The following is an 18,725-nucleotide window of genomic DNA, read 5'->3' as shown; positions in this document are numbered from 1 at the left end:
AGCACCTCGGGTGAGCGCCGGAAGTGCCGGGCGAAACTGGAGACTTGCAGCAGATAGGTCTTCTGGGTGTTGTCTGCAAGGTTGCGGATCTGCATGTCGTGCAGCATGCGTTGGCGCAGCGGAGTCATGACGAACCTCCTAGAAACAGTAGGTGGAATGCCCAACCGGGCGTCCACATACTGCTCCTGGCGACACCGCTCACCACCTCGCTGGGGCTCAGCGCCAGACAACCCTCCTCATGAAGCGTCAGCCATAGACCTGTGCCCACCTCCCCCTACCGCTTCAGCGGTTTAGTACAAACTGGACTATGTCACGCGCTGAACTATGTCCCGTGACTGGTGGGAGCGTCAACCCGTGGTGGATTTGCGGTGCTATGCTCCCAACCACGTCTTTCTGATTGCGCAGGTGCTTCAATGTGTGGTCGACCGAGTCCCATCAGCTGAAACGCTTTTCGTCAGTAGCAAAATTCGTCGCCCGCTCAAAAGTAAAATGCTTCCGGCGGTGTTGTGACGACATCGCGAGTTGCAGACGCTCGCGAGAGCGTTACGCGTGAGGAGGTGACTCTGCCGGTGGCGTGCCGTCGTGAAAGAGGCCCTTGAGTTGTGAACGCAACTCCGCCGAGTCGGCATGCTTGTGGACCGTGACCGCGTGCTGCACGGCTGCCTCCAGCAACTCGCTTTCGGAATCCGCAGAAAGCGCGACCGAACAGTTAATCTCGCTTGGAAATTCCCGGCAATCAATATATTTACGACCCACGATAATCTCCTGATACCAAAGCAGCAATGGCCTTGCGACATCGGCGCGCGATATCGCACGGAGTATTTAACACATGCCAGCATCCTCCTCATCTCCGCTCAGACAGTTCCCAAAGTATAGGTTGCCGTGGCACGCCAGCGGTTTTGTGGGAAAATCCTAAGACAGGAACCGGTGCACGTTCATGACGTCCCGGGCAGTCTTGCGACATGCCCCTCGTGTGTCGCGACGCAAGAGCTGCTGCGCAGCCGGCATCTGTCCGCATCGTCGAGACATGACCATGCGGCGAAGAGGGCTGCAAAATGTCAGACGAAACGCTCGAAACAGACTATCTCGTGGTCGGTGCGGGAGCCGCCGGGATGGCATTTGCCGACGCCTTGCTTGCACTTTCCGATGCAGCACTAACTATTGTCGATCGCCGCCACGCACCCGGCGGACACTGGATCGACGCCTACCCGTACGTGCGTCTCCACCAGCCGTCAGCATTCTATGGCGTGAGCTCCATGCCGCTTGGGCAGGACGTGCGCGATCTGACCGGAGCAAATGCCGGCTACTATGAACTAGCGGGGGCTGACGAAGTCCGTGCTTATTTTGCTCACGTCATGCGCCGGCGCTTTCTACCGAGCGGCCGCGTCCGCTACTTCCCGTGCAGCGAGTATCTTGGGGGCGACCGTTTCGTGTCCCGGTACTCACAGGCGTCCTGGAAGGTGAGCGTGAGACGCAAGGTCGTAGACACCACGTATCTTGAAGGAAGCTGGTGTGGCTGGCATGGCGCAGCACCCGGCGCGTATAACAGGCAAACCAGAGTTCGATCTGATTGACCCAGCTTGCGTGCAACGGGGTGAAGTGGAAGTGAAACCGCTTCCCATGCCGAGCATTGAACGCCTGCCACACGGCCTGGGCGCGATGCGTGTTCAGGTTGTCCCAAACCACGTGCACCTGTTGGTCCAGGTACGCTGCTGCCACGTGTTCCATGAAGGCTACCAGATCGTCCTGGGTGCGCCGCTCGCGGCACTCGGCCAGCACCGTTCCGGTATGCACATCAAGCGCGGCAATCAACGCCTGGGTGCCGTGCCGGATATATTCAAATTCACGGCGGCGCAGCCGCCCTGGTGCGGGCGCCCGACCCGGGTGCTTGCGCTCAATGGCCTGAATGCCGGTTTTCCCGTCGATGCTGAGCACGACCGCGTTTCGCGGCGCCTTACGATACAGCTTGCAAATCACGTTGACCTTCTCGCGAAAGGCCGGGTCTGGACTGTGCAGCCATTGCTGGACCCGGTGCGGGCGTACGTCGCCGGCCTGCAGAATGCGCTGCACGTGACTGCGGCTGATGTGCTCGACGACGCCGCGCTCCACGGCACGCGCCGCAATCTCGTCGAGTGTCGGCGTGACCCGTCCCTCAGGTTCCTGCGCTTCATACGCCAGCGCAATCAACTGCAGTCGCGCTTCGTGCGTGATGCGCGGCGGACGGCCACTGCGCTCGCCCTCCCGAATACCCTGGACGCCTTGCCGGGCAATGCGCTTGCGCCACAGGCAGACCGTTTGCACCGAGACACCCAGTTCCCGTGCGATCACCGTATTGGAGTGCCCCTCGTGGGCCCACAAGGCGATACGCGCGCGCATCACATCTCGCTGCGCAGCCGTCTTCCGCTCAATCAGCGATAGCAGTTCCTGTCGTTCTTTTTTTACCAGTTTCACTGGCGTTGCATGCCGGCCTCGGCTCATCCAGATATGATAACCGAGGCAGTTATTTATTCACCGTATTTACGGGATGTTGTACTAGTGTTTGATAACACTGAAAAAGGCAGGCACAGTCATCATGATTCGGGTTTGCGGCTTGCCACGGCATCTACGTTGCGGGTATCAGACAGAACGTTTTGACTCGACACCGAAGATTCCGCCAATAAGGTGGCTTCAAAAATGCATCGGCAACATGGTGCCAATCGCGACGAAGAGACTCCCGCATACCCGATTGAAAGGTCGTCCAACGCGTCCGAGCCAAGGTCGAATCCGGTTCGCAGCGCTCGCCAGTGCATATTCCGTAATGAACTCCGTCGCCATGAAGGTCAGGGCCACTGCCGCATACTGCGAAACGAGATTGCGCTGCGGGTCAATAAATTGCGGCAGCAGTGCGCTGAAGAACAGCAAACCCTTGGGATTGGTCGCAGACGACAGAAGGCCGAGTCGAAACAGCGACCAGCCGCTGGCGACTGCCGGTACTTCGCTCATTTCAACCGTTGTCGGCGGGGAGCGCCACACGCGCACGCCGAGCCAGATCAGATAGGCTCCGCCAATCAGCTTGATCACTGTGAGCCAGAGCACCGAAGCCCTCACAAGCGCTCCAATGCCGAACATGCACAGCGCAATAACAGCGGCAAAGCCCAACAGCGCGCCCGCGATGGTGAACAAGGTTTTTCGGGTCCCGTACATCGCGCCATGCGTCATCGCGAGAAGCCCGTTCGGACCCGGTGAGAGAGACATGCCGACCGAAGTCAGGAGAAAGATAAGCCACGTATGAAATGCCATCTGGTACCTCAATAAAAGAAGCTGGACAAAGCAAGCCGTTCCGCTGAGAGGGTTGGCTTCCGTGCCTCCCATCAGAGCAGCGCCCGCCCGAGGCCGCCGTCCACCTGAACGGTCGTGCCGTTGATATAGCTGGCACGTCCGGAGGCCAGAAACGCGACCAGCGCGCCAAGTTCTTCCGGTCGCCCGAGGCGCTTGAGCGGCACTTCGTCGGTCAGTTCGGCGAGGCCTTGCTGCTCGCTTTTTCCCTCGTCGAACTTGTCTTTCAGGGCCGATTCGCGAATCCGGTCCGTCAGGATCATTCCGGCCGCGACGTTGTTGACCGTGATGCCGTAATCGCCTGCCTCGCGTGAGAGCAATTTCGCCAGACCGACCACGCCCATGCGCATGCTTGTCGAGAGAATCGAGCCTTGAACGGCATGACGCACCGAATAGCTGATGATGTTGATCACACGCCCTTCACCGGTGCGGCGCAGATGCGGCAGCGCAAGCCGGGTAAAGCGCGCGACGGAAAGAAAGCTCAGTTCGAAGGCGTTTTGCCATGCGTCGTCGTCGAATGCGTCGAACGCTCCGAACGGGGGGCCGCCGGCATTGTTCACGAGAATATCGAGAGACGCGAAACGGGCGACAGTGTCGTCGATTGCATGCTGCGCGTGAGCGGCGTTGCGAACGTCGATAGTCAGTGCCTCCGCGTTCGTCACGCCTGCTTCGCGCAGTTGGTACAGCGCCCGCTCATGACGCTCGTTACCAGGCGAACCGATCATCACGTTCACGCCTTCGCGTCCAAGTTCGATCGCACTCGCGAGGCCCAGACCACGCGACGCGCCGAGCACGAGCGCAGTTTTTCCAGCCAGATTGAGGTTCATGACACGTCTCCTGCAAGGTTGACAGGGACAAAGTCTAGGTATGAACCTGTGGAACATAAATGAAGGATGCTGTAATCGTCCATTACAAATATGAAACGATCAGGATAAGCTGTCGGGAACCACAAGACTTGGCGAGTTTGTATGGACTGGAATCAACTGCGATTTTTTCTTGCCGTGTACCGGCATCGCACCCTGGCGGGTGCGTCGCGCGAGCTCGCTAGCAATTCGCCGACGGTGAGTCGCCAGCTCGCGGCGCTCGAACACGACCTCAAGGCAAAACTGTTTCTGCGAACGCCACGCGGTTACGTACCCACGGAAGTCGCAGACGGACTGCTCGAGCTTGCCACGCGCATGGAGGCTTGTGCGCTCGAGATCGAGCGTCACGCGGGTGGCACGGACGCTTCGTTGAGCGGGATAGTGCGCATCGGCACATCCGATGTGCTTGGAACCGGCTTTGTGCTGCCGGCGGTCGCATCGGTACGGCGAGCATATCCGGCTATCCGGATCGAAGTGGATATCGCGTCAGCGTTTTCAAACCTGTCGCAGCGTGAGAGCGATATTGTCGTGCGCAACGTGCGGCCCGTGGAGTCCGCGACGATCGTGCGCCGCCTGCCGGGGCTGACAACCGCGCTCTATGCGAGCAAAGGCTATCTGGCAGAACATCCGCCACTCGCCGATATGAGCGACGTGCTCGCGCACGAGCTTGTCACGCTGGTGGGGGGCGGCAAGATTCGCTGGTTCCCGCCGCTCTATCCGGCGCGGGCGAAAATGCGTGCGCCCGGCCTGCAGGTGAATTCGATTCTTGCGCTCGTTTCGGCGTTGCAGGCGGGGGCCGGCATCGGTGAGTTACCCACCTATATCGGCGACGCGGCAGCGGGTCTCGTGCGCGTGCTGCCGGACCTCACGGCGGCTTACGACGTATGGCTCGGGACACATGGTGATCTTCATCGCACCGCGCGTGTGCGGATTCTCGTGGACGCGATTTCCCGACAGTTCGCCAGTTGAGCGATTTAACCAAATCGTTGCATCGACCGGTTGAATCCGCCGCCGGCTACAGCCGACCACATCAGGCGGTAGTCGACCAGGGCAGTCGATTTTCATGTTGCTCAAAGGCAGTCGTGCTGGAAAAGGTGTGCGCCTATCCCACGATGCCAAGGACGAACGCATTCACGGCCAAAAGCAATAGAAACAGGATCGCAGGCAGATAGCGTATGGCGATTGATCCAGCATCGCGCTTGCGCGAACTGGGTGTCGCGTTGAATCCTGTTCGTTTTCTCATTTCGAAGGCCGTCAAAGTGGTGCCTGACGACGATGCACCCACCGCAGTGAGGCGGTGGGGTTTCACGTCACAGCGTTGAACGTTCACGGCAACGAACAGCGATGCCGTGTTCAGTAGGCAGCAGCCATCGACAGCAGCAGATAGCGCATGAGTTCGACTTCCTCGTCGACCAGCGCGGTCGGGTTGGCGCTGTCGTCCGTCGATGGCGAGGGCGCATCTCCGCCGATGGCTGTGCAGCTCGGCGCTTCCAGGGCGGTGCAAGACGCGTTGCCGCAGTCAGCGGCAGCGCGCCGAAGCAACCGGCACAGCGCGGCGATCACGAAAGATCCTCGACGAAATGCGCCTCGTCGATCGGAATCCGCATATAGCGGCGGCCATTTCGGTCGGAAGCCGGCAGCCGTCCGCCGCGCAGATTCACCTGCATCGCGGGAAACAGCAGCGCGGGCACCTTCAACGTGAGATCGCGCGTGGTTCGCATTGCAACGAATTCGCTTTCGCCAATGCCGTCGCGCACATGAATATTGTGTTGCCGTTGTTCGGCAATCGTCGTCGAGAAGCGGACGTCACGCCCCGCAGGCGGGTAGTCGTGACAGACAAATACGCGAGTCGATTCGGGCAGTGCCAGGAGCCGCCGGACCGACGCGTAGAGCGTTTGCGCATCGCCACCCGGGAAATCGCAGCGTGCCGTGCCCAAGTCGGGCATGAACAGCGTATCGCCGACGAACAGCGCATCGCCAACCAAATAGGCCGTGTCTGCGGGCGTGTGTCCAGGTGTCGGAATTGCACGCGCCGTCATTGTGCCGATCGTGAATTCTTCCTCGGGGCCGAATAGACAATCAAAGCCGTGGTCATCGGCGAGATCGAACGTCGTCGAGAACAGCGAGCGCACGTCGGCGACACGCGCGCTCGTAGCGATGGCGCCGCCCATGCGCCGTTTCAGTTCAACTGCGCCCGATAGATGATCCGCATGTGTATGCGTTTCGAGAATCCATCCGACGACCAGTTGCTGGGCACCGATAAACGCGAGGATGTGATCGAGCGACGCAGTCGATGCGCGCCCTGACGCCGCATCGTAGTCCAGCACTGGGTCGATCACCGCACAAGTCGAACCAGCGCCCGCATAAACGATGTGACTGACAGTGCCCGTGACTGCATCATGAAAGGATTGAACGTGGGGAAACATAACACTCCTGAAACGTGATTTGCTACATGCACGAAGCGCGCACGAGAAAGAACGTGCGTTGCGCGGCGGGGGCGGGCGCCGCTGACCCGTGATCGACATAGCGTTCGATCTGCACGTGATCGAAGCCGGCTTCGAAGCAGGCTTCGCGAAAAGCGGTGGGTCCATAGACGCGAAAGCCGTGGCGGCTGAACGGGATCGATAGCGCCGCTTCGGGTGTCATCGCTGCGATCACCAGTTGCCCTTCGTCGCGCAGCACCCGGCGGACTTCCCGAAGGGCCGCCAGCAGGTCCGGCCAGAAGTAGACGCTGTTGATCGCGATGGCCTTGTCGAAGGAGGCGTTCCCGTAGGGAATGCTGGCGACGTCCGCCGTCGTGAGCGCGATGCGTCCGCTTGCGAGCAACATGGCGTTGCGTTCACGAGCTGCGGTTGTCATCGTCGGTGATATGTCAATGCCGACGAGCGTGAGCCGCGGTGCACGCGTCAGCACGGATTCGATATGGCCGCCGTTGCCTGGCCCGATCTCGACGATGCGTTCGTCCGCTCGCAGATCGAGCCTGGTGAAGGCTGCGTCGATCAACGCGGCGTTGACGCGCTCCATCATGTCGCCAACCGCGAGGCCGGTCTCGGCCTTAGGACACGCGAGGTGCGACATCAGGGTATCGATGTCGATGCCCGCGAGCGTATCGTTGGTGTTATCAGCTCTGGAGGTCACCTTCTACTCCCTTTTCCTGCGGTTTCATGAAAAGGAACGACGACGCGAGGACGACGACGAAGTTGGCAAGCAACGCGATCACAGCGGCATAAACAGGCATCGCGAGCGCGCCGACATGAATCGTGTAAATCGCGGTCTTGAAGCCGTTCCCGGCAATCATCCACGTTCCTGTGCCCAGCCCGGCTATCCAGCCTGCCATCAGACTGCGTGCGCGCACGGCGGGCACGAAGAGACCTAGCACGACGGCAGGCAAGGTCTGCGTAATCCACACGCCCCCGAGTAACTGCAACTGAATCGCGAACTGCACGGGCACGAACAGCACGAAACCCAACGCCCCGAACTTGACGAACAGCGAGACCTGCTTTGCCACCCGGGTCTCGCGCGCTGCGCTGCAATACGGCGCGAAATACGGCCGCCACACGTTGCGCGTGAACAGATTGGCCGCGGCAATCGACATGATCGCGGCGGGCACCAGCGCGCCGATGCCGATCGCGGCGAACGCGATGCCGACGAACCACGAAGGGAAGTAGTGCAGGAAAAGTGCGAACACCGCGAAGTTCGGGCCGTACTGCCGGAACTGATCCGCGTACTCGGGCATCGCGCCGACACCCGCAGCGAGCGCCATCACACCAAGCAGTGCGACGAAGGCGAGCAGCAGCGAATACGCGGGGAGCAAGGCCATGTTGCGGCTGATCACGCGGTCGGATGAGGCGGAGAGTGTTGCCGTCATCGAATGCGGATAAAGCAGCAACGCAAGTGCTGAGCCGAGCGCGAGTGTCGCATACGACGAGTAGGCGTTGAGGCTCGTGGCGTCCGGCGCTTTCAGCAGCAGCTTCGCTGGCGGCAACGCCGCAAACATGTGACCGAAGCCGCCAAGCCGCGCCGGGATCACGATCAGTGCCCCGATGATCGTCGCGTAGATCAGCAAGTCCTTGACGACAGCGATCATCGCGGGCGCCCGTAATCCGCTCGACCACGTATAGACCGCGAGCACGCCGAACGCGACGAAAAGCGGCGCTTCGCCGAGCCAGCCATGCGTCGGAAAACCGAGCGCGCCGAGCGTGACCCGAATGCCGACCAGTTGCAACGCGATATACGGCATGGTCGCGAGAATGCCTGTCAACGCTATCGCGAGCGCAAGTGGGCGGCTGCCAAAGCGCTGTTCGATATAGTCGGCGAGGGTCACGTGACCATGCTTGCGCGCAACGCGCCACAGGCGCGGCAAGACGAGAAAGCCGAGCGGAAACGTGATGATGATGTACGGGACCGCAAAGAAGCCCGTCGCGCCCGCAGCGAAGACGAGCGCCGGCACGGCGACGAAGGTATACGCGGTGTAAAGGTCTCCGCCGATCAGGAACCAGCTCATCACGGTGCCGAAGCGCCGACCGGCGAGTCCCCATTCGTGAATGGCGCTGAGATCGCCGCGCCGCCAGCGTGCCGCCGCCATGCCGAGCGCGCTCACCAGCGCAAAGAGTGCAACAAAGATACCTATGGACATTACGTTCATGCGGCACCTTCTTGCGATCGCGCTGCGGCCTTGCGCACGGCGCGCGCGTCGAGCAGGCCAGCCGCGCCCGTCAGCAGCGCGCCCGCGAGGACGCAGCCCGTTTGCCACCAGTAGAAGAATGGCCAGCCATCGAGCGTTGGCGTGACGCGGTTGTAGAAGGGCACGCAGAGTGCGGCGACGATTGGCGAGGCAAGCAACAGAAGAGTCAGCCGGGTTGTCATCGGTCGAGATCCAGTTCGAGAAGGGGGGTGAACGCACGCGAGTACGCATTGATGAGCTTAGCCAGCCGTTCGATGCCGCGATCGATCTGCTGCGGCGATACGGTCGCGAAGGACAGGCGCAGGAAGTGGTGGAGCGGCTCGTGCGCAAAGAACGGCGCGCCGGGGACGAATGCGACGTTGACGGCAAGCGCGTCCTGGAGTAACGCCGCGCTGTCGATGTCGGGTGGCAGCGCGAGCCAGATGAACATGCCGCCTTCAGGCACATTCCAGCGCACGCCTTCCGGCATATGCCGGCCGAGCGCAGCTAGCATCGCTTCGCATTGCTTGCGATAGAAGCTGGCAAGGCGCGGCGCATGTGATTCGAGAAAGCCGTCGCGCACGGTCTCGTAGACGATGTGTTGCGAAAGCGTCGAGCTATGCAGATCGGCCGCCTGCTTGACCTGCACGAACTTTTGCTGGAGCGCGCCCGGCACGATCATGTAGCCGACCCGCAATCCAGGCGCGAGGGCCTTTGAAAAGGAGCCCAGGTAAATAACGTTATCGGGCGCCATCGAATGGATGGACGGCAACTGTCCGCCGTCGAACGCGAGCGCGGCATAGGGATCGTCCTCGACGACGATGAGCCCCGTGCGCCGCGCAATCTCCGCGATCTTCCTGCGACGCTGGAACGACAGACGTGCACCCGTGGGGTTCTGGAAATTCGGCTGCAGAAACAACAGCGCGGCACGTTCGGGTTCGATGTTTTCGAGCGCTTTCGACACGATGCCATGTTCGTCCGTCTGCACGCTCACGAATTCGGGTTCGTATAACGACAGTGACTGCAACGCGCCGAGATACGTCGGACGCTCCACGAGCACTGCGCTTTGCGGATCGACGAGCACCTTGCCGATGAGGTCGAACGCCTGCTGGGAGCCGCTCGTGATCAGCACGTTTGACGGCGCGACAGGATGCTGGCTCGTCGAGTGCTCGCGCGCGATCCATTCGCGCAATGGCGCATAGCCTTCCGTCGCGCTGTACTGGAAGGTGTCGGCACCGGAAGCATGTGTCGCCCGAGCGGACGCATCGCGCAGCGCGGCGAGCGGAAAGGAGGCGGGCGATGGAACGCCACCCGCAAACGAGATCATGTGGGGGCGTTCGGTAAGCTTGAGAATTTCGCGAATCGGCGAACTGTTCAGCGACCGCGCACGTTGAGCGATACGCCGCTCGGCACGGGACAACGTATTTGCCATCTGATTGCTCCTTGAAGAGCATCATCGTAGACAGCAGGGAAACGATGAAAAAGACGGCTCGAGGAGTAAAACTGTTTCCGCATGGAAACGATAGGACGGCGACGCAATCGCGGCCTGCGCCTTTTTTCATGCGCTCGTATGAAGGCTGTTCGCGAAGGGTGTCAGTCGTTCATCAAGGCGGGCAACGCTTCGGCGAGATAGTCGACGGTCGCGCGCATCGCTTGCGTCATGCCGCGTTGCGAGGGAAAGACGATACTTAACGTGCCGCGTGGAATATGCCAGTCGGGCAGGACACGCACGAGCCGCCCGTCTGCGAGTTCGGCCTCGCACATCGGCGAGGGCAGGGCGGCGACGCCTAGACCCGCCTGGGCGGCGAACTTCGCGAACGGCGCGTCGTTGCAGCGAATCCTCGGATGGTAGGAAACGGTCGCGGTGCGCCCATCCGATGCATGCAGCAACCACGTGCAGCCGGTATCGCGACGCGCCAGCTGCATGCCGGCCACACCGTCCAGCTCATCCGGCCCGCAGGGCAGTCCATTCGCAAAGAGCGTGGGGCTCGCGACGAGCACTACGCGCGTTTGCCCGACGGGCCGTGCGATCAGCGACGAATTTTGTAGCGGCTCGGTATGGCTGCGCAGCGCAATGTCATACCCTTCTTCAACGATGTCGACATAGCGGCTGGAGGTCATCAGATCGATGTCGATTTTCGGATGCACGGCGAGAAACGGCGGCAGCACGCTATCGAGCGCCATGCGGACGATGCCAGCCGCACACGTAATGCGTACGCGTCCGACGGGCTCCGTCAGGCGCGCCTGTGCGGCCTGCTCGGCATTGCGTACCTCGTTCATTACGCGCAGGCAGTGCGCATGGAAGTCCACGCCGGCCTCGGTGAGCGAGAATTTGCGCGTCGTGCGGTTCGCGAGGCGCAGCCCCAGTGCCCGCTCCAATGCCTGCAGGCGTTTGCTAAGGGTGCCCTTGGGAATCCCGATTGCATCGGCCGCAGCGGAAAAGCCGCGTTTCTCGACCACGACCGAAAAGTAGTACAGATCATTGAGGTCGATCATGGCAATCGTTTCCGTACTGAGACAATGAATCAATTTTAGACCGCTTTCAGGGCGATTCTCGTCTTTCGGAATGCTGGGCGAAACGGCGCCGCGCGCCGACGCGCGCCACCCTCGCGGATCATGGAATGCCGTTGCCGAGGCCACCGTCGACCTGGATCGTTGCGCCGTTGATATAGCCCGCGCGGGGAGACGCCAGAAACGCGACCAGCGCGCCGAGCTCCTCCGGACGACCGAGGCGCCGCAATGGGACGTCCGCGGCCCGTTTCTGCGCACGCCCCGCGGCTATTTGCCGACAGACGCAGCCCGTGCACTGATCGACGTCGCGACGCAGATGGAGAGCAGTGCGCTGGAACTTGAGCAGCGCGCGGGAGGCGCCGATACGTTGCGGAGTGGCGTGGTCCGTGTTGGCACGTCGGATGTGCTGGGCACCGAGTATGTGAGGCTTATCACAGAGATCGTCATGTACCGCGCAAGCGGCACCGCATCATGGACTATCTGGTTGCGGCGTTTGCGGAAGATGCGCGGGCATTCCGGGAGCGAGCAGGCCGTGGGAAACGTCGGCGCGCCGGTGCAGGTGCGCGACGTTCAGCGTGACGGGGGAATGGCCTTCCGCATGCGCCGTATGCTCGAGGGCGAGTTCGAAGAAAGCCTGACTGCAAGGCGAAAGCGAACGCCCCTTGAGCCAGACCAGATGCAGCGCGCGCTCGATTCGCATGTCGGCCACCTCCAGTGTTCGGAGTTCGCCACGAGCGATTTCCTCACCGATACTGAGCGAGGACACGTAGGCCATGGTCTGTTGCGCAACCAGCATGCGCTTGATGGCCTCGGTGTCGCTCACGGACATCGAAGGTATCATCTCGAGCCCGGCGCGCTGATACGCGCATTCGACTACCGCTCGCGTACCCGAACCCGGTTCGCGCAGGATCACCATCTGTGCTGCAAGTTCGCGCGCGAACAGTCGCCCGTTGCCTTGCCGATATCCCGGTGCGGCTGCGAGTACGATTTCGTCGGAGCCAATATATTGCGCATACAGGTGTGCTTCGTTGTATGGACCCTCGATGAAACCTAGCGTGAAGTTGCCGTTACCCAGGCCGTTTACGACTTCGTGAGTGTTGGTCACAGTCAGTTCGATGCTGACCTTCGGATAAAGCGTGGTGAATTCGGCGATCATCTTCGGCACGAGATAGACACCGAGTGTTGCGCTCGCGCCTATTGTCAGATGTCCTGAGCTCAGACCGGCGACTTCCTTCAATTCGGATCGGGCCGCCTCGGCGAGGGTGAATATCCGTTCCGCGTAACCGAATAACAGTTTTCCTGCATAGGTGAGAGCCACGCCTCGGGGCAGCCTGTCGAACAGCAGAACACCGAGACGCTCCTCCAGTTCCTTGACCTCGCGGCTAACGGCGGGCTGGCTCACCCGCAGGCGCAGAGCGCCGCCGCTCAAGCTGCCTGCACGGGCAACTTCGTAGAACGCAAACAGATGAGTGAAATTCATTGGCGACGGCCCGCGAAAATTGCTGTGGCAGATTCATGGTCCGAGATCCAATGACCAATGGTTTAGCACGCGATGGTCACGATAGTAGTGGCGTTCCATTTGCCATTAAAGGATCTCGCAAGAGCAACACTGTTTCCTGCGGGAAACGATCACCTTGAAGGGGCTGCCAGATTCTGGAAACGAGTTGGGCATAACTCAAAGTCAGAGCGCCGATGCCTATTTTATATTTTTCAGAATGCCGAACGATGCATAGCCTAGTCGCTCCGTTTAACCGACTGGTGTCGACATGTCATCGCCTTCCCCGAATCGCCCAATATCCCGAAGCAAGAATCCCGTTGAGCCTGGTTACCTTATTGGACTGATTCCCGGCGTCGCACTATGTATCGGAGTGTGCCTGATCGCATGGCTGCTGCAAACACTGCAAGCGCGTCTATTCGGTCATGTATGGCTTGAATCACTCGTGCTAGCGATCCTCGTTGGCGCGCAGGTCCGTATCATATGGACGCCAGGTGAGCGTTGGACAGGCGGGATTACGTTCAGCGCTAAAACCTTGCTGGAAATCTCCGTCATGCTGCTCGGTGCATCTTTTACGGCCGCCGCATTGCAAGGGGCCGGCGTCAACTTGCTGTCGGGCATCGTTGCGATCGTCATCGCGGCCATCCTTGTGAGCTACGGAATCGGACGCGCACTGAAGTTGCCACGGCGCATGGCGCTGCTGATCGCGTGCGGAAATTCAATCTGTGGAAATTCGGCCATCGCAGCGGTTGCGCCCTTGATTGGCGCGAGCCGTGACGATGTTGCTGCGTCGATCGCCTTCACAGCGGTGCTTGGCGTTGCAGTTGTGCTTGGCTTGCCGCTGCTGTCCACGGTACTTCATCTGAACGCCGTGCAGTATGGGACATTGGCAGGTATGACCGTCTATGCGGTGCCACAGGTGCTTGCCGCGACCGTACCCGTTTCAACCGTCAGTGTGCACATTGGCACGCTGGTCAAACTGGTGCGTGTGCTCATGCTCGGACCGGTGATGCTGTTCCTGTCTACGCTTGCACCTGGGCGTGATGCGAAAACAGGAACGTCAGAGCCGAGCGACAACGCGACGACGCGGCCCGATATGGTTCGTCTGACGAAGCTGGTGCCATGGTTCATCGTTGGCTTCATTCTCCTGTGCGCGGCACGGGCGACGGGGCTGATTCCGATGCCGCTGTTGCCGCCGGCAAGCCAGTTAGGCAACGCGCTCACTGTCGTTTCAATGGCTGCCTTGGGTTTAGGTACCGATCTGCGTACCGTCGCAAAGGCGGGGCCGCGCGTCACGTCGGCGGTGGTTCTTTCTATACTCGCGTTGGCGATGATGAGTCTGGTGCTGATCCACATATTGCGGATTGCATGATGTTGCCGTTCGGTCGATATATCGACAGTAGCTACCTTCGACGCCCCCGCTCAGGTCGTGCGCCAGCAAATCGCGGCGCTGGTCCGGCATCACCGAACCCATCCGGCTGCCGGGCGGCGACGGCGGCCACAGCTTCCCGCAGCGGAAAGCCGCCGAGGTGATTGGGTTCCGGTGCAAATAGGGGTCCGGATGAGATTTTAGTTATAGAAAGGATCCCCCCATCGACCAGACAGAACGGCTTCCCAGACTGCGGGTGCCGCAGTCTCTTTGAAACCGAGCATTCCTCGTAGAGCAAGGGCTTGACCCGTTTGGACTCGCGAGACATGGCGATCTCCTCAAGGCCATTTCGGAAAGCCGCGAGGCGGCTCAGGGACCTGAGAGGACAGCCAGGGCCACGCCACTTTCGCATGGGGGCTCGGACGGACCGGCGTTTCAGTGAATTCGGGTGAGGGTCCGCAGGATGCATTCGCCATCCTCCGTCATGCGAGGGCGCAAGACACCGCTGGCAAGTGGGTCCGCCTGAGCGATTTGGAAAGAGCCACTGTCCGGGTGAAGCGCCAATTTGCCGAAGCCAGAGGCGGATCTGGCTTGCGGTGCTGCGCCAGAGCGGGACCACACGTTCTTTGCGACCCTTACCGTGAAGTCGAACAGAAGGGCTTCGATCCAGATCGACGTCGCCGACGCGTATGCCGATGAGTTCGGATACCCGAGCGCCGGTGTTATAGAGGGTCGCCAACATCACGCGATCGCGCTGGCCGCACCATGTGTTGGGGTTGGGTGCGTCGAGCAAGGCGCATATTTCTTCTCGGGAGAGGAAGCGGACCAGCGGGCGCTCGTAACGCTTCATCGGAATCGCGAGCACCTGTTGAATCGTGCCGAGCGATTCTGGTGTTCGGGACGCAGCATAGTGCAGAAACGAACGAATGGCGGCAAGCCGGAGGTTGCGGCTGCGGATGCGGATGCTGTTTTGGCGAACCACTTCGAGATGATTGAGGAAGTCGAGAACCAGTGGTGCATCAATATCGCTGAGTTCCAGGCGTTCAGGTTTCCGATGCAATCGATGTTCGGTGAATTGGAGAAGCAGCCTCATGGTGTCGCGGTAAGCCGCCACCGTTCGCGGGCTGGCGTTACGCTGCTGTATCAGGCGCTCCATAAAGAACTGCTGCAGCAATTGCGCAAACGTCGGTAATGAGTTCAGGTCAAGCTTGAACGAAGTGCTGGAAGCGATCGCCTGCGATGGTCATCAGCTCAGGTATTGCCGTTACATACCAGAACGTGTCGGTGACCTGGGTATGTCCGACATAGGTGGAAAGCGCAAGCATCGCATTACCGACATCGATCCCTTCCTGATACCAGCCGACAAGACGGCGGCAGATAAAGCTGTGCCTCAGATCGTGGATGCGCGGGTGCGGGTGACCTCCTCGCGCCTGCCATCCGAGCTGCGCTCGAAGACGGGCAAAGGCATATGCGATCTGACGATAGTTCACTGGCCTCCCTCGGTCTGACACGAAGAACGCGTCGGTCGTCGACGCGGGCAGCCTTTTATCCCGAATATCCGTGCAAAGGTGGCCGCTTACGGATACACGCCGCAGGATATTTTTGGGCGTGGTCGCGGCAGACCCAGACTCTCGCGTGGTGCGTCTACCGCGAAATATCGCGATCCGGCGAGCGGTGCCACCTGGTCCGGCAGAGGGCGCGCGCCGAACTGGATCAGGGACGCCAGGAACCGTGACCGGTTCCTGATTCGTAACCAGGTGACCGCCTGAGGCCGGGGGGGCGGTCATTCCAGGCGCCGTTCACCTGCGCCGGCGCGAATCTGTCGGGCCACGCCCGCGCAGGTACCGCTCTGTCGGACGCGTTGTATGGGTTTAGGGGCGCTCGGAATGCCGGGTTCCTCGGCGTCCCGGTCCGTCAATGCCTCCATGCACACACGGAGCGGGTGCGGGAGGGTCATCTAGCTTCATGTCGGATTTGACCGGTATGATGTGGCCAGGAAAATTATTGGTAATACTGAATGTTTGGCAGATATTATCTCGAGCCGTTGAAGGCTGGCAGGCAGTTGATAGCCGATTGCCAGGATGGCTTCGACAGTTCGAGGCCGAACGACTTGGCGCGATGAAACTTTCGTCGCCGCCATTCCCTCAAAGCGCCCGGCGACGTTAGGGGAGTTGCAGGACGGGAAAAGGCGCGCCATGCGGGTGGGCATGACGCGCGAAGGACTTCCCTGGCAGAAGTACCAGTTGCCAGGAAAATTACCGATCTCGACCAGGCACGCCAGTCGGACTTTCAGACCTGACGAGCACTCTCGCGGCGTCGTTCGGTGACCAAAGTCTACCCATTGACAACACGCGATGGGGGGTCAGGATTTCCTGAAAATATTGTCGTCATACGCTCAATCCATGTCGTTCACGCCGAACAGCTGGAACCTGGCCAGCTTATATTCGAGATCACCGAAACGGTGGCAATGCAGGATGCAGCACGCACGACGACGATGATCCACGAATTCCAGGCAAGCGGCTTCGAAGTGGAGATCGACGATTTTGGCACGGGCTACTCGAGCCTTGCGTACCTGCAGCGCTTTCGGGCGAAGCAACTGAAGATTGACCGCTTTTTCACAAACGGGCTTGACGCACACGGCGAGGAAGGCAGCGCAATCGTCTCGGCAATCATTGCTCTGGCGCATTCGCTGAAGATGGAAGTGGTGGCCGAGGGCGTGGAGACTACGTCCCAGCTCGAGCATCTCCGGTCGCTGGGGTGCGATGAAGTGCAGGGCTTCCTGCTCGGCCGGCCGCTACCCGCGGCTGCGTTCGCCACTCTCCTGAAAGGACGCCAGCGCCGCCGCGAGGGCGGCCAGACGACTGCCGTCGAGTAATATCCCATCCGGCGCTGGAGTAGCAGAAGGGGCGTTGTCCGCAGAATGCATTCGGGTTGGGCGCCCGCGCGCCCCTCTAACCGAAGCAATAGTGTGGACTGATCTACTTGAACATTTACGCGATGTTCCGGCGTCAGCACTGCACGAACGATGTCACGCGCCGGTGCATCGCGCGGTTCGCATGCGGCGGCTTTGGGCCCGAAAGGCGCCAATGGCCGATCAGGCAGGAGACGGCATTTGCTGACCGTCTCCTCAGGGGACAGGGGCTCAGGTCGCCAGATCGGACGGCAGCTTTCCGCCGTTTGCGGCGAGCGCCCGCATGAGCTGTTTGTGCAGCCACACATTCATGCTTGCGGAGTCGTCCATATCGCCGTCGTACTTCAGTTCCTGTGCCAGTTGCTTGCGGTGCTCCAGGCTACTGTCGACGCCCAACGCCTTCATCGTGTCGACGATGGACGTGCGCCAGTTGAGTGTTTGCCCGCTTTCACTCACGAGCTGATCCATGACCGCGGCGACGTCAATATCGGCCAGCGGTGCAGCGGGCGGCGGTGTGTCCGGAGCGGCGGCCTGTGCCGTTGTTGGATCCGGTGCAGGCTCGGTCGCGGGCGGCGGCTGATCCGGTTTCGCCTTGCCGAACAGCTTGCTGACAATTTCGCCAAAAATGCTCATACAGAACCTCCAGAAGTAGAAAGAGATCGCGAGAGCCGTGCTGACGGCGCGCACCAGCGATGTTACGCGCAGGTATGGAGGGTGATGTGAACTTTGTCATGCCCCTTGCGCCCGAAGACATTCCTCAGGCCTTCGTGCAGTGCGAAGGGATGAGACCGTGGGGCGGCGTCTTTCCCGTTTCCTGATGCCTCGGAGATCGGCCGGTGTTGTCCGATGCCATCGGACGGTAATGCCTGATACACGGGAGACGAGGTCGGATCCGGACATGTCCGATGCATTGCGATTCAACCGAAAGAGAGGCGCGTGAGAATCGGCGATGACAACAGGGTGAAATCTCCATGATCTTCGCTCAGCGTAGCCCCATCCTTATGCAAAGTTTGCATATGTCCATGCCGACACAGCATTAGACGATCACATCAGGCCACTTCATCATCGCGTCTCCGCAGCAATTGCGGTTGCCTCTACATCTCAGCATCACCAGGGCATTACAACAAGGACATGCGCTTTCAGGGCCGGCCACCTGCGTTATGCAGGCTCGGTACGGTACAGGTATGCCGTATTCCCGGTATGGCTCGCTCGCGCTGTCCATAACGTAGGAGACAATGTGAAGCAATCGATTCAACGGAACATCGGCCCGTTCGCGCTGATGTTCACCGGCCTCGGGTCAATCATCGGTTCGGGCTGGCTGTTCGGCGCGTGGAAGGCGGCGAAAATTGCAGGTCCGGCGGCCGTTTGCGCCTGGATCATCGGCGCCGTGGTCATTCTGGCCATCGCGCTCACCTATGCCGAACTCGGTGCGATGTTCCCGGAGTCGGGCGGTATGGTCCGCTACGCCCGCTACTCGCACGGCGCACTGGTGGGCTTCATCAGCGCGTGGGCAAACTGGATCGCCATTGTCTCGGTGATCCCGATTGAAGCCGAGGCCTCGATCCAGTACATGAGCACCTGGCCCTATGCGTGGGCGC

19 protein-coding genes and 3 pseudogenes are annotated in these 18,725 nt (G+C 60.7%); 6 read left to right on the top strand and 16 right to left on the bottom strand.

What is annotated here, in order from left to right:
• Positions 1 to 543 precede the first annotated feature (543 nt).
• The gene (locus tag M3A49_RS40115; protein ID WP_266233736.1) at positions 544 to 756 is read right to left on the bottom strand and encodes a DUF1059 domain-containing protein; all 213 of its coding nucleotides are present in this window, start codon (positions 754 to 756) and stop codon (positions 544 to 546) included.
• 299 nt (positions 757 to 1,055) lie between these two features.
• Between M3A49_RS40115 and M3A49_RS42855 the strand changes: the two genes are divergently transcribed.
• Positions 1,056 to 1,574, top strand: a complete 519-nt coding sequence (locus tag M3A49_RS42855; protein ID WP_416339108.1) for an NAD(P)-binding protein — start codon at positions 1,056 to 1,058, stop codon at positions 1,572 to 1,574.
• On the opposite strand, the pseudogene M3A49_RS40110 reads toward M3A49_RS42855, so the two are convergent.
• The 3 genes and pseudogenes from M3A49_RS40110 to M3A49_RS40100 form a co-directional block, all read right to left on the bottom strand.
• Positions 1,507 to 2,478 (bottom strand): annotated as a pseudogene (locus tag M3A49_RS40110) (IS630 family transposase); the annotation flags it as partial. The gene M3A49_RS42855 and the pseudogene M3A49_RS40110 sit on opposite strands and share 68 nt — an antisense overlap.
• Positions 2,479 to 2,667: 189 nt before the next feature.
• Positions 2,668 to 3,279, bottom strand: coding sequence for a LysE family translocator (locus M3A49_RS40105; RefSeq protein ID WP_266233734.1), 612 nt, complete (start codon positions 3,277 to 3,279; stop codon positions 2,668 to 2,670).
• 71 nt (positions 3,280 to 3,350) lie between these two features.
• Positions 3,351 to 4,142, bottom strand: coding sequence for an SDR family oxidoreductase (locus tag M3A49_RS40100; RefSeq protein ID WP_266233733.1), 792 nt, complete (start codon positions 4,140 to 4,142; stop codon positions 3,351 to 3,353).
• Between the two features lie 141 nt (positions 4,143 to 4,283).
• Between M3A49_RS40100 and M3A49_RS40095 the strand changes: the two genes are divergently transcribed.
• Positions 4,284 to 5,147 carry a LysR family transcriptional regulator gene (locus M3A49_RS40095; RefSeq protein WP_266233732.1) on the top strand — a complete coding sequence of 288 codons (864 nt, stop codon included), beginning with the start codon at positions 4,284 to 4,286 and terminating at the stop codon, positions 5,145 to 5,147.
• Between the two features lie 384 nt (positions 5,148 to 5,531).
• Here the strand turns inward: M3A49_RS40095 and M3A49_RS40090 are convergent, their stop codons facing one another.
• The 9 genes from M3A49_RS40090 to M3A49_RS40050 form a co-directional block, all read right to left on the bottom strand.
• Positions 5,532 to 5,741 carry a hypothetical protein gene (locus M3A49_RS40090; RefSeq protein WP_266233731.1) on the bottom strand — a complete coding sequence of 70 codons (210 nt, stop codon included), beginning with the start codon at positions 5,739 to 5,741 and terminating at the stop codon, positions 5,532 to 5,534.
• Complete coding sequence (locus tag M3A49_RS40085; protein ID WP_266233730.1) at positions 5,738 to 6,604, bottom strand: MBL fold metallo-hydrolase; 867 nt, start codon at positions 6,602 to 6,604, stop codon at positions 5,738 to 5,740. The genes M3A49_RS40090 and M3A49_RS40085 overlap by 4 nt, the downstream gene beginning before the upstream one ends.
• Positions 6,605 to 6,626: 22 nt before the next feature.
• Positions 6,627 to 7,316 (bottom strand): class I SAM-dependent methyltransferase, encoded by a 690-nt coding sequence (locus M3A49_RS40080; RefSeq protein ID WP_266233729.1) that lies wholly within the window; start codon positions 7,314 to 7,316, stop codon positions 6,627 to 6,629.
• The gene (gene mctP / locus M3A49_RS40075; protein WP_266233728.1) at positions 7,300 to 8,823 is read right to left on the bottom strand and encodes a monocarboxylate uptake permease MctP; all 1,524 of its coding nucleotides are present in this window, start codon (positions 8,821 to 8,823) and stop codon (positions 7,300 to 7,302) included. The genes M3A49_RS40080 and mctP overlap by 17 nt, the downstream gene beginning before the upstream one ends.
• Complete coding sequence (locus M3A49_RS40070; RefSeq protein ID WP_254353409.1) at positions 8,820 to 9,044, bottom strand: DUF3311 domain-containing protein; 225 nt, start codon at positions 9,042 to 9,044, stop codon at positions 8,820 to 8,822. Before M3A49_RS40070 ends, mctP begins: the two co-directional genes overlap by 4 nt.
• Entirely contained in the window at positions 9,041 to 10,273 is a 1,233-nt protein-coding gene (locus tag M3A49_RS40065) for a PLP-dependent aminotransferase family protein (RefSeq protein ID WP_266233727.1), read from the bottom strand. Before M3A49_RS40065 ends, M3A49_RS40070 begins: the two co-directional genes overlap by 4 nt.
• Before the next feature lie 161 nt (positions 10,274 to 10,434).
• Complete coding sequence (locus tag M3A49_RS40060; protein ID WP_266233726.1) at positions 10,435 to 11,337, bottom strand: LysR substrate-binding domain-containing protein; 903 nt, start codon at positions 11,335 to 11,337, stop codon at positions 10,435 to 10,437.
• Between the two features lie 118 nt (positions 11,338 to 11,455).
• Positions 11,456 to 11,623 carry an SDR family oxidoreductase gene (locus M3A49_RS40055; RefSeq protein ID WP_266233738.1) on the bottom strand — a complete coding sequence of 56 codons (168 nt, stop codon included), beginning with the start codon at positions 11,621 to 11,623 and terminating at the stop codon, positions 11,456 to 11,458.
• 198 nt (positions 11,624 to 11,821) lie between these two features.
• Complete coding sequence (locus M3A49_RS40050; protein ID WP_266233724.1) at positions 11,822 to 12,832, bottom strand: LysR substrate-binding domain-containing protein; 1,011 nt, start codon at positions 12,830 to 12,832, stop codon at positions 11,822 to 11,824.
• Positions 12,833 to 13,118: 286 nt separating this feature from the next.
• On the opposite strand from M3A49_RS40050, the gene M3A49_RS40045 reads away from it, so the two are divergent.
• Positions 13,119 to 14,219, top strand: a complete 1,101-nt coding sequence (locus M3A49_RS40045; protein ID WP_266233723.1) for a YeiH family protein — start codon at positions 13,119 to 13,121, stop codon at positions 14,217 to 14,219.
• A gap of 31 nt (positions 14,220 to 14,250) precedes the next feature.
• Here the strand turns inward: M3A49_RS40045 and M3A49_RS40040 are convergent, their stop codons facing one another.
• Both M3A49_RS40040 and M3A49_RS40035 read right to left on the bottom strand, forming a co-directional pair.
• A complete protein-coding gene (locus M3A49_RS40040) occupies positions 14,251 to 15,372 on the bottom strand; it encodes a tyrosine-type recombinase/integrase (RefSeq protein ID WP_266233737.1) in 1,122 nt (373 codons plus the stop codon).
• Between the two features lie 46 nt (positions 15,373 to 15,418).
• Positions 15,419 to 15,727 (bottom strand): hypothetical protein, encoded by a 309-nt coding sequence (locus M3A49_RS40035; protein ID WP_323183505.1) that lies wholly within the window; start codon positions 15,725 to 15,727, stop codon positions 15,419 to 15,421.
• Positions 15,728 to 15,772: 45 nt separating this feature from the next.
• Here M3A49_RS40035 and M3A49_RS40030 point away from each other — a divergent pair.
• A pseudogene (locus M3A49_RS40030) lies at positions 15,773 to 15,985 on the top strand (H-NS family nucleoid-associated regulatory protein); the annotation flags it as partial.
• Positions 15,986 to 16,623: 638 nt separating this feature from the next.
• A pseudogene (locus tag M3A49_RS40025) lies at positions 16,624 to 17,091 on the top strand (EAL domain-containing protein); the annotation flags it as partial.
• A gap of 267 nt (positions 17,092 to 17,358) precedes the next feature.
• Here M3A49_RS40025 and M3A49_RS40020 read toward each other — a convergent pair.
• Positions 17,359 to 17,760, bottom strand: coding sequence for a DUF3597 domain-containing protein (locus M3A49_RS40020; protein WP_266233720.1), 402 nt, complete (start codon positions 17,758 to 17,760; stop codon positions 17,359 to 17,361).
• 604 nt (positions 17,761 to 18,364) lie between these two features.
• On the opposite strand from M3A49_RS40020, the gene M3A49_RS40015 reads away from it, so the two are divergent.
• Positions 18,365 to 18,725, top strand: a 361-nt coding sequence (locus M3A49_RS40015; RefSeq protein WP_266233719.1) for an APC family permease, incomplete at its 3' end; no start/stop codon positions are given.

It is taken from the genome of Paraburkholderia sp. CNPSo 3076, from assembly GCF_026343935.1.
GTDB classification, from domain to species: domain Bacteria; phylum Pseudomonadota; class Gammaproteobacteria; order Burkholderiales; family Burkholderiaceae; genus Paraburkholderia; species Paraburkholderia nodosa.
Note: the sequence above shows the minus strand (reverse complement) of the source record. Positions and strands in the feature narration are given on the sequence as shown.

Excerpts from the sequence above, each read along its gene's own strand:
- M3A49_RS40020 (WP_266233720.1), bottom strand. The coding sequence starts at position 17,760 with ATGAGCATTTTTGGCGAAATTGTCAGCAAGCTGTTCGGCAAGGCGAAA.
- M3A49_RS40100 (WP_266233733.1), bottom strand. The coding sequence starts at position 4,142 with ATGAACCTCAATCTGGCTGGAAAAACTGCGCTCGTGCTCGGCGCGTCG.
- M3A49_RS40095 (WP_266233732.1), top strand. The coding sequence starts at position 4,284 with ATGGACTGGAATCAACTGCGATTTTTTCTTGCCGTGTACCGGCATCGC.
- M3A49_RS40040 (WP_266233737.1), bottom strand. The coding sequence starts at position 15,372 with ATGGAGCGCCTGATACAGCAGCGTAACGCCAGCCCGCGAACGGTGGCG.
- M3A49_RS40085 (WP_266233730.1), bottom strand. The coding sequence starts at position 6,604 with ATGTTTCCCCACGTTCAATCCTTTCATGATGCAGTCACGGGCACTGTC.
- M3A49_RS40065 (WP_266233727.1), bottom strand. The coding sequence starts at position 10,273 with ATGGCAAATACGTTGTCCCGTGCCGAGCGGCGTATCGCTCAACGTGCG.
- M3A49_RS42855 (WP_416339108.1), top strand. The coding sequence starts at position 1,056 with ATGTCAGACGAAACGCTCGAAACAGACTATCTCGTGGTCGGTGCGGGA.
- mctP (WP_266233728.1), bottom strand. The coding sequence starts at position 8,823 with ATGAACGTAATGTCCATAGGTATCTTTGTTGCACTCTTTGCGCTGGTG.
- M3A49_RS40060 (WP_266233726.1), bottom strand. The coding sequence starts at position 11,337 with ATGATCGACCTCAATGATCTGTACTACTTTTCGGTCGTGGTCGAGAAA.
- M3A49_RS40050 (WP_266233724.1), bottom strand. The coding sequence starts at position 12,832 with ATGAATTTCACTCATCTGTTTGCGTTCTACGAAGTTGCCCGTGCAGGC.
- M3A49_RS40070 (WP_254353409.1), bottom strand. The coding sequence starts at position 9,044 with ATGACAACCCGGCTGACTCTTCTGTTGCTTGCCTCGCCAATCGTCGCC.
- M3A49_RS40045 (WP_266233723.1), top strand. The coding sequence starts at position 13,119 with ATGTCATCGCCTTCCCCGAATCGCCCAATATCCCGAAGCAAGAATCCC.
- M3A49_RS40105 (WP_266233734.1), bottom strand. The coding sequence starts at position 3,279 with ATGGCATTTCATACGTGGCTTATCTTTCTCCTGACTTCGGTCGGCATG.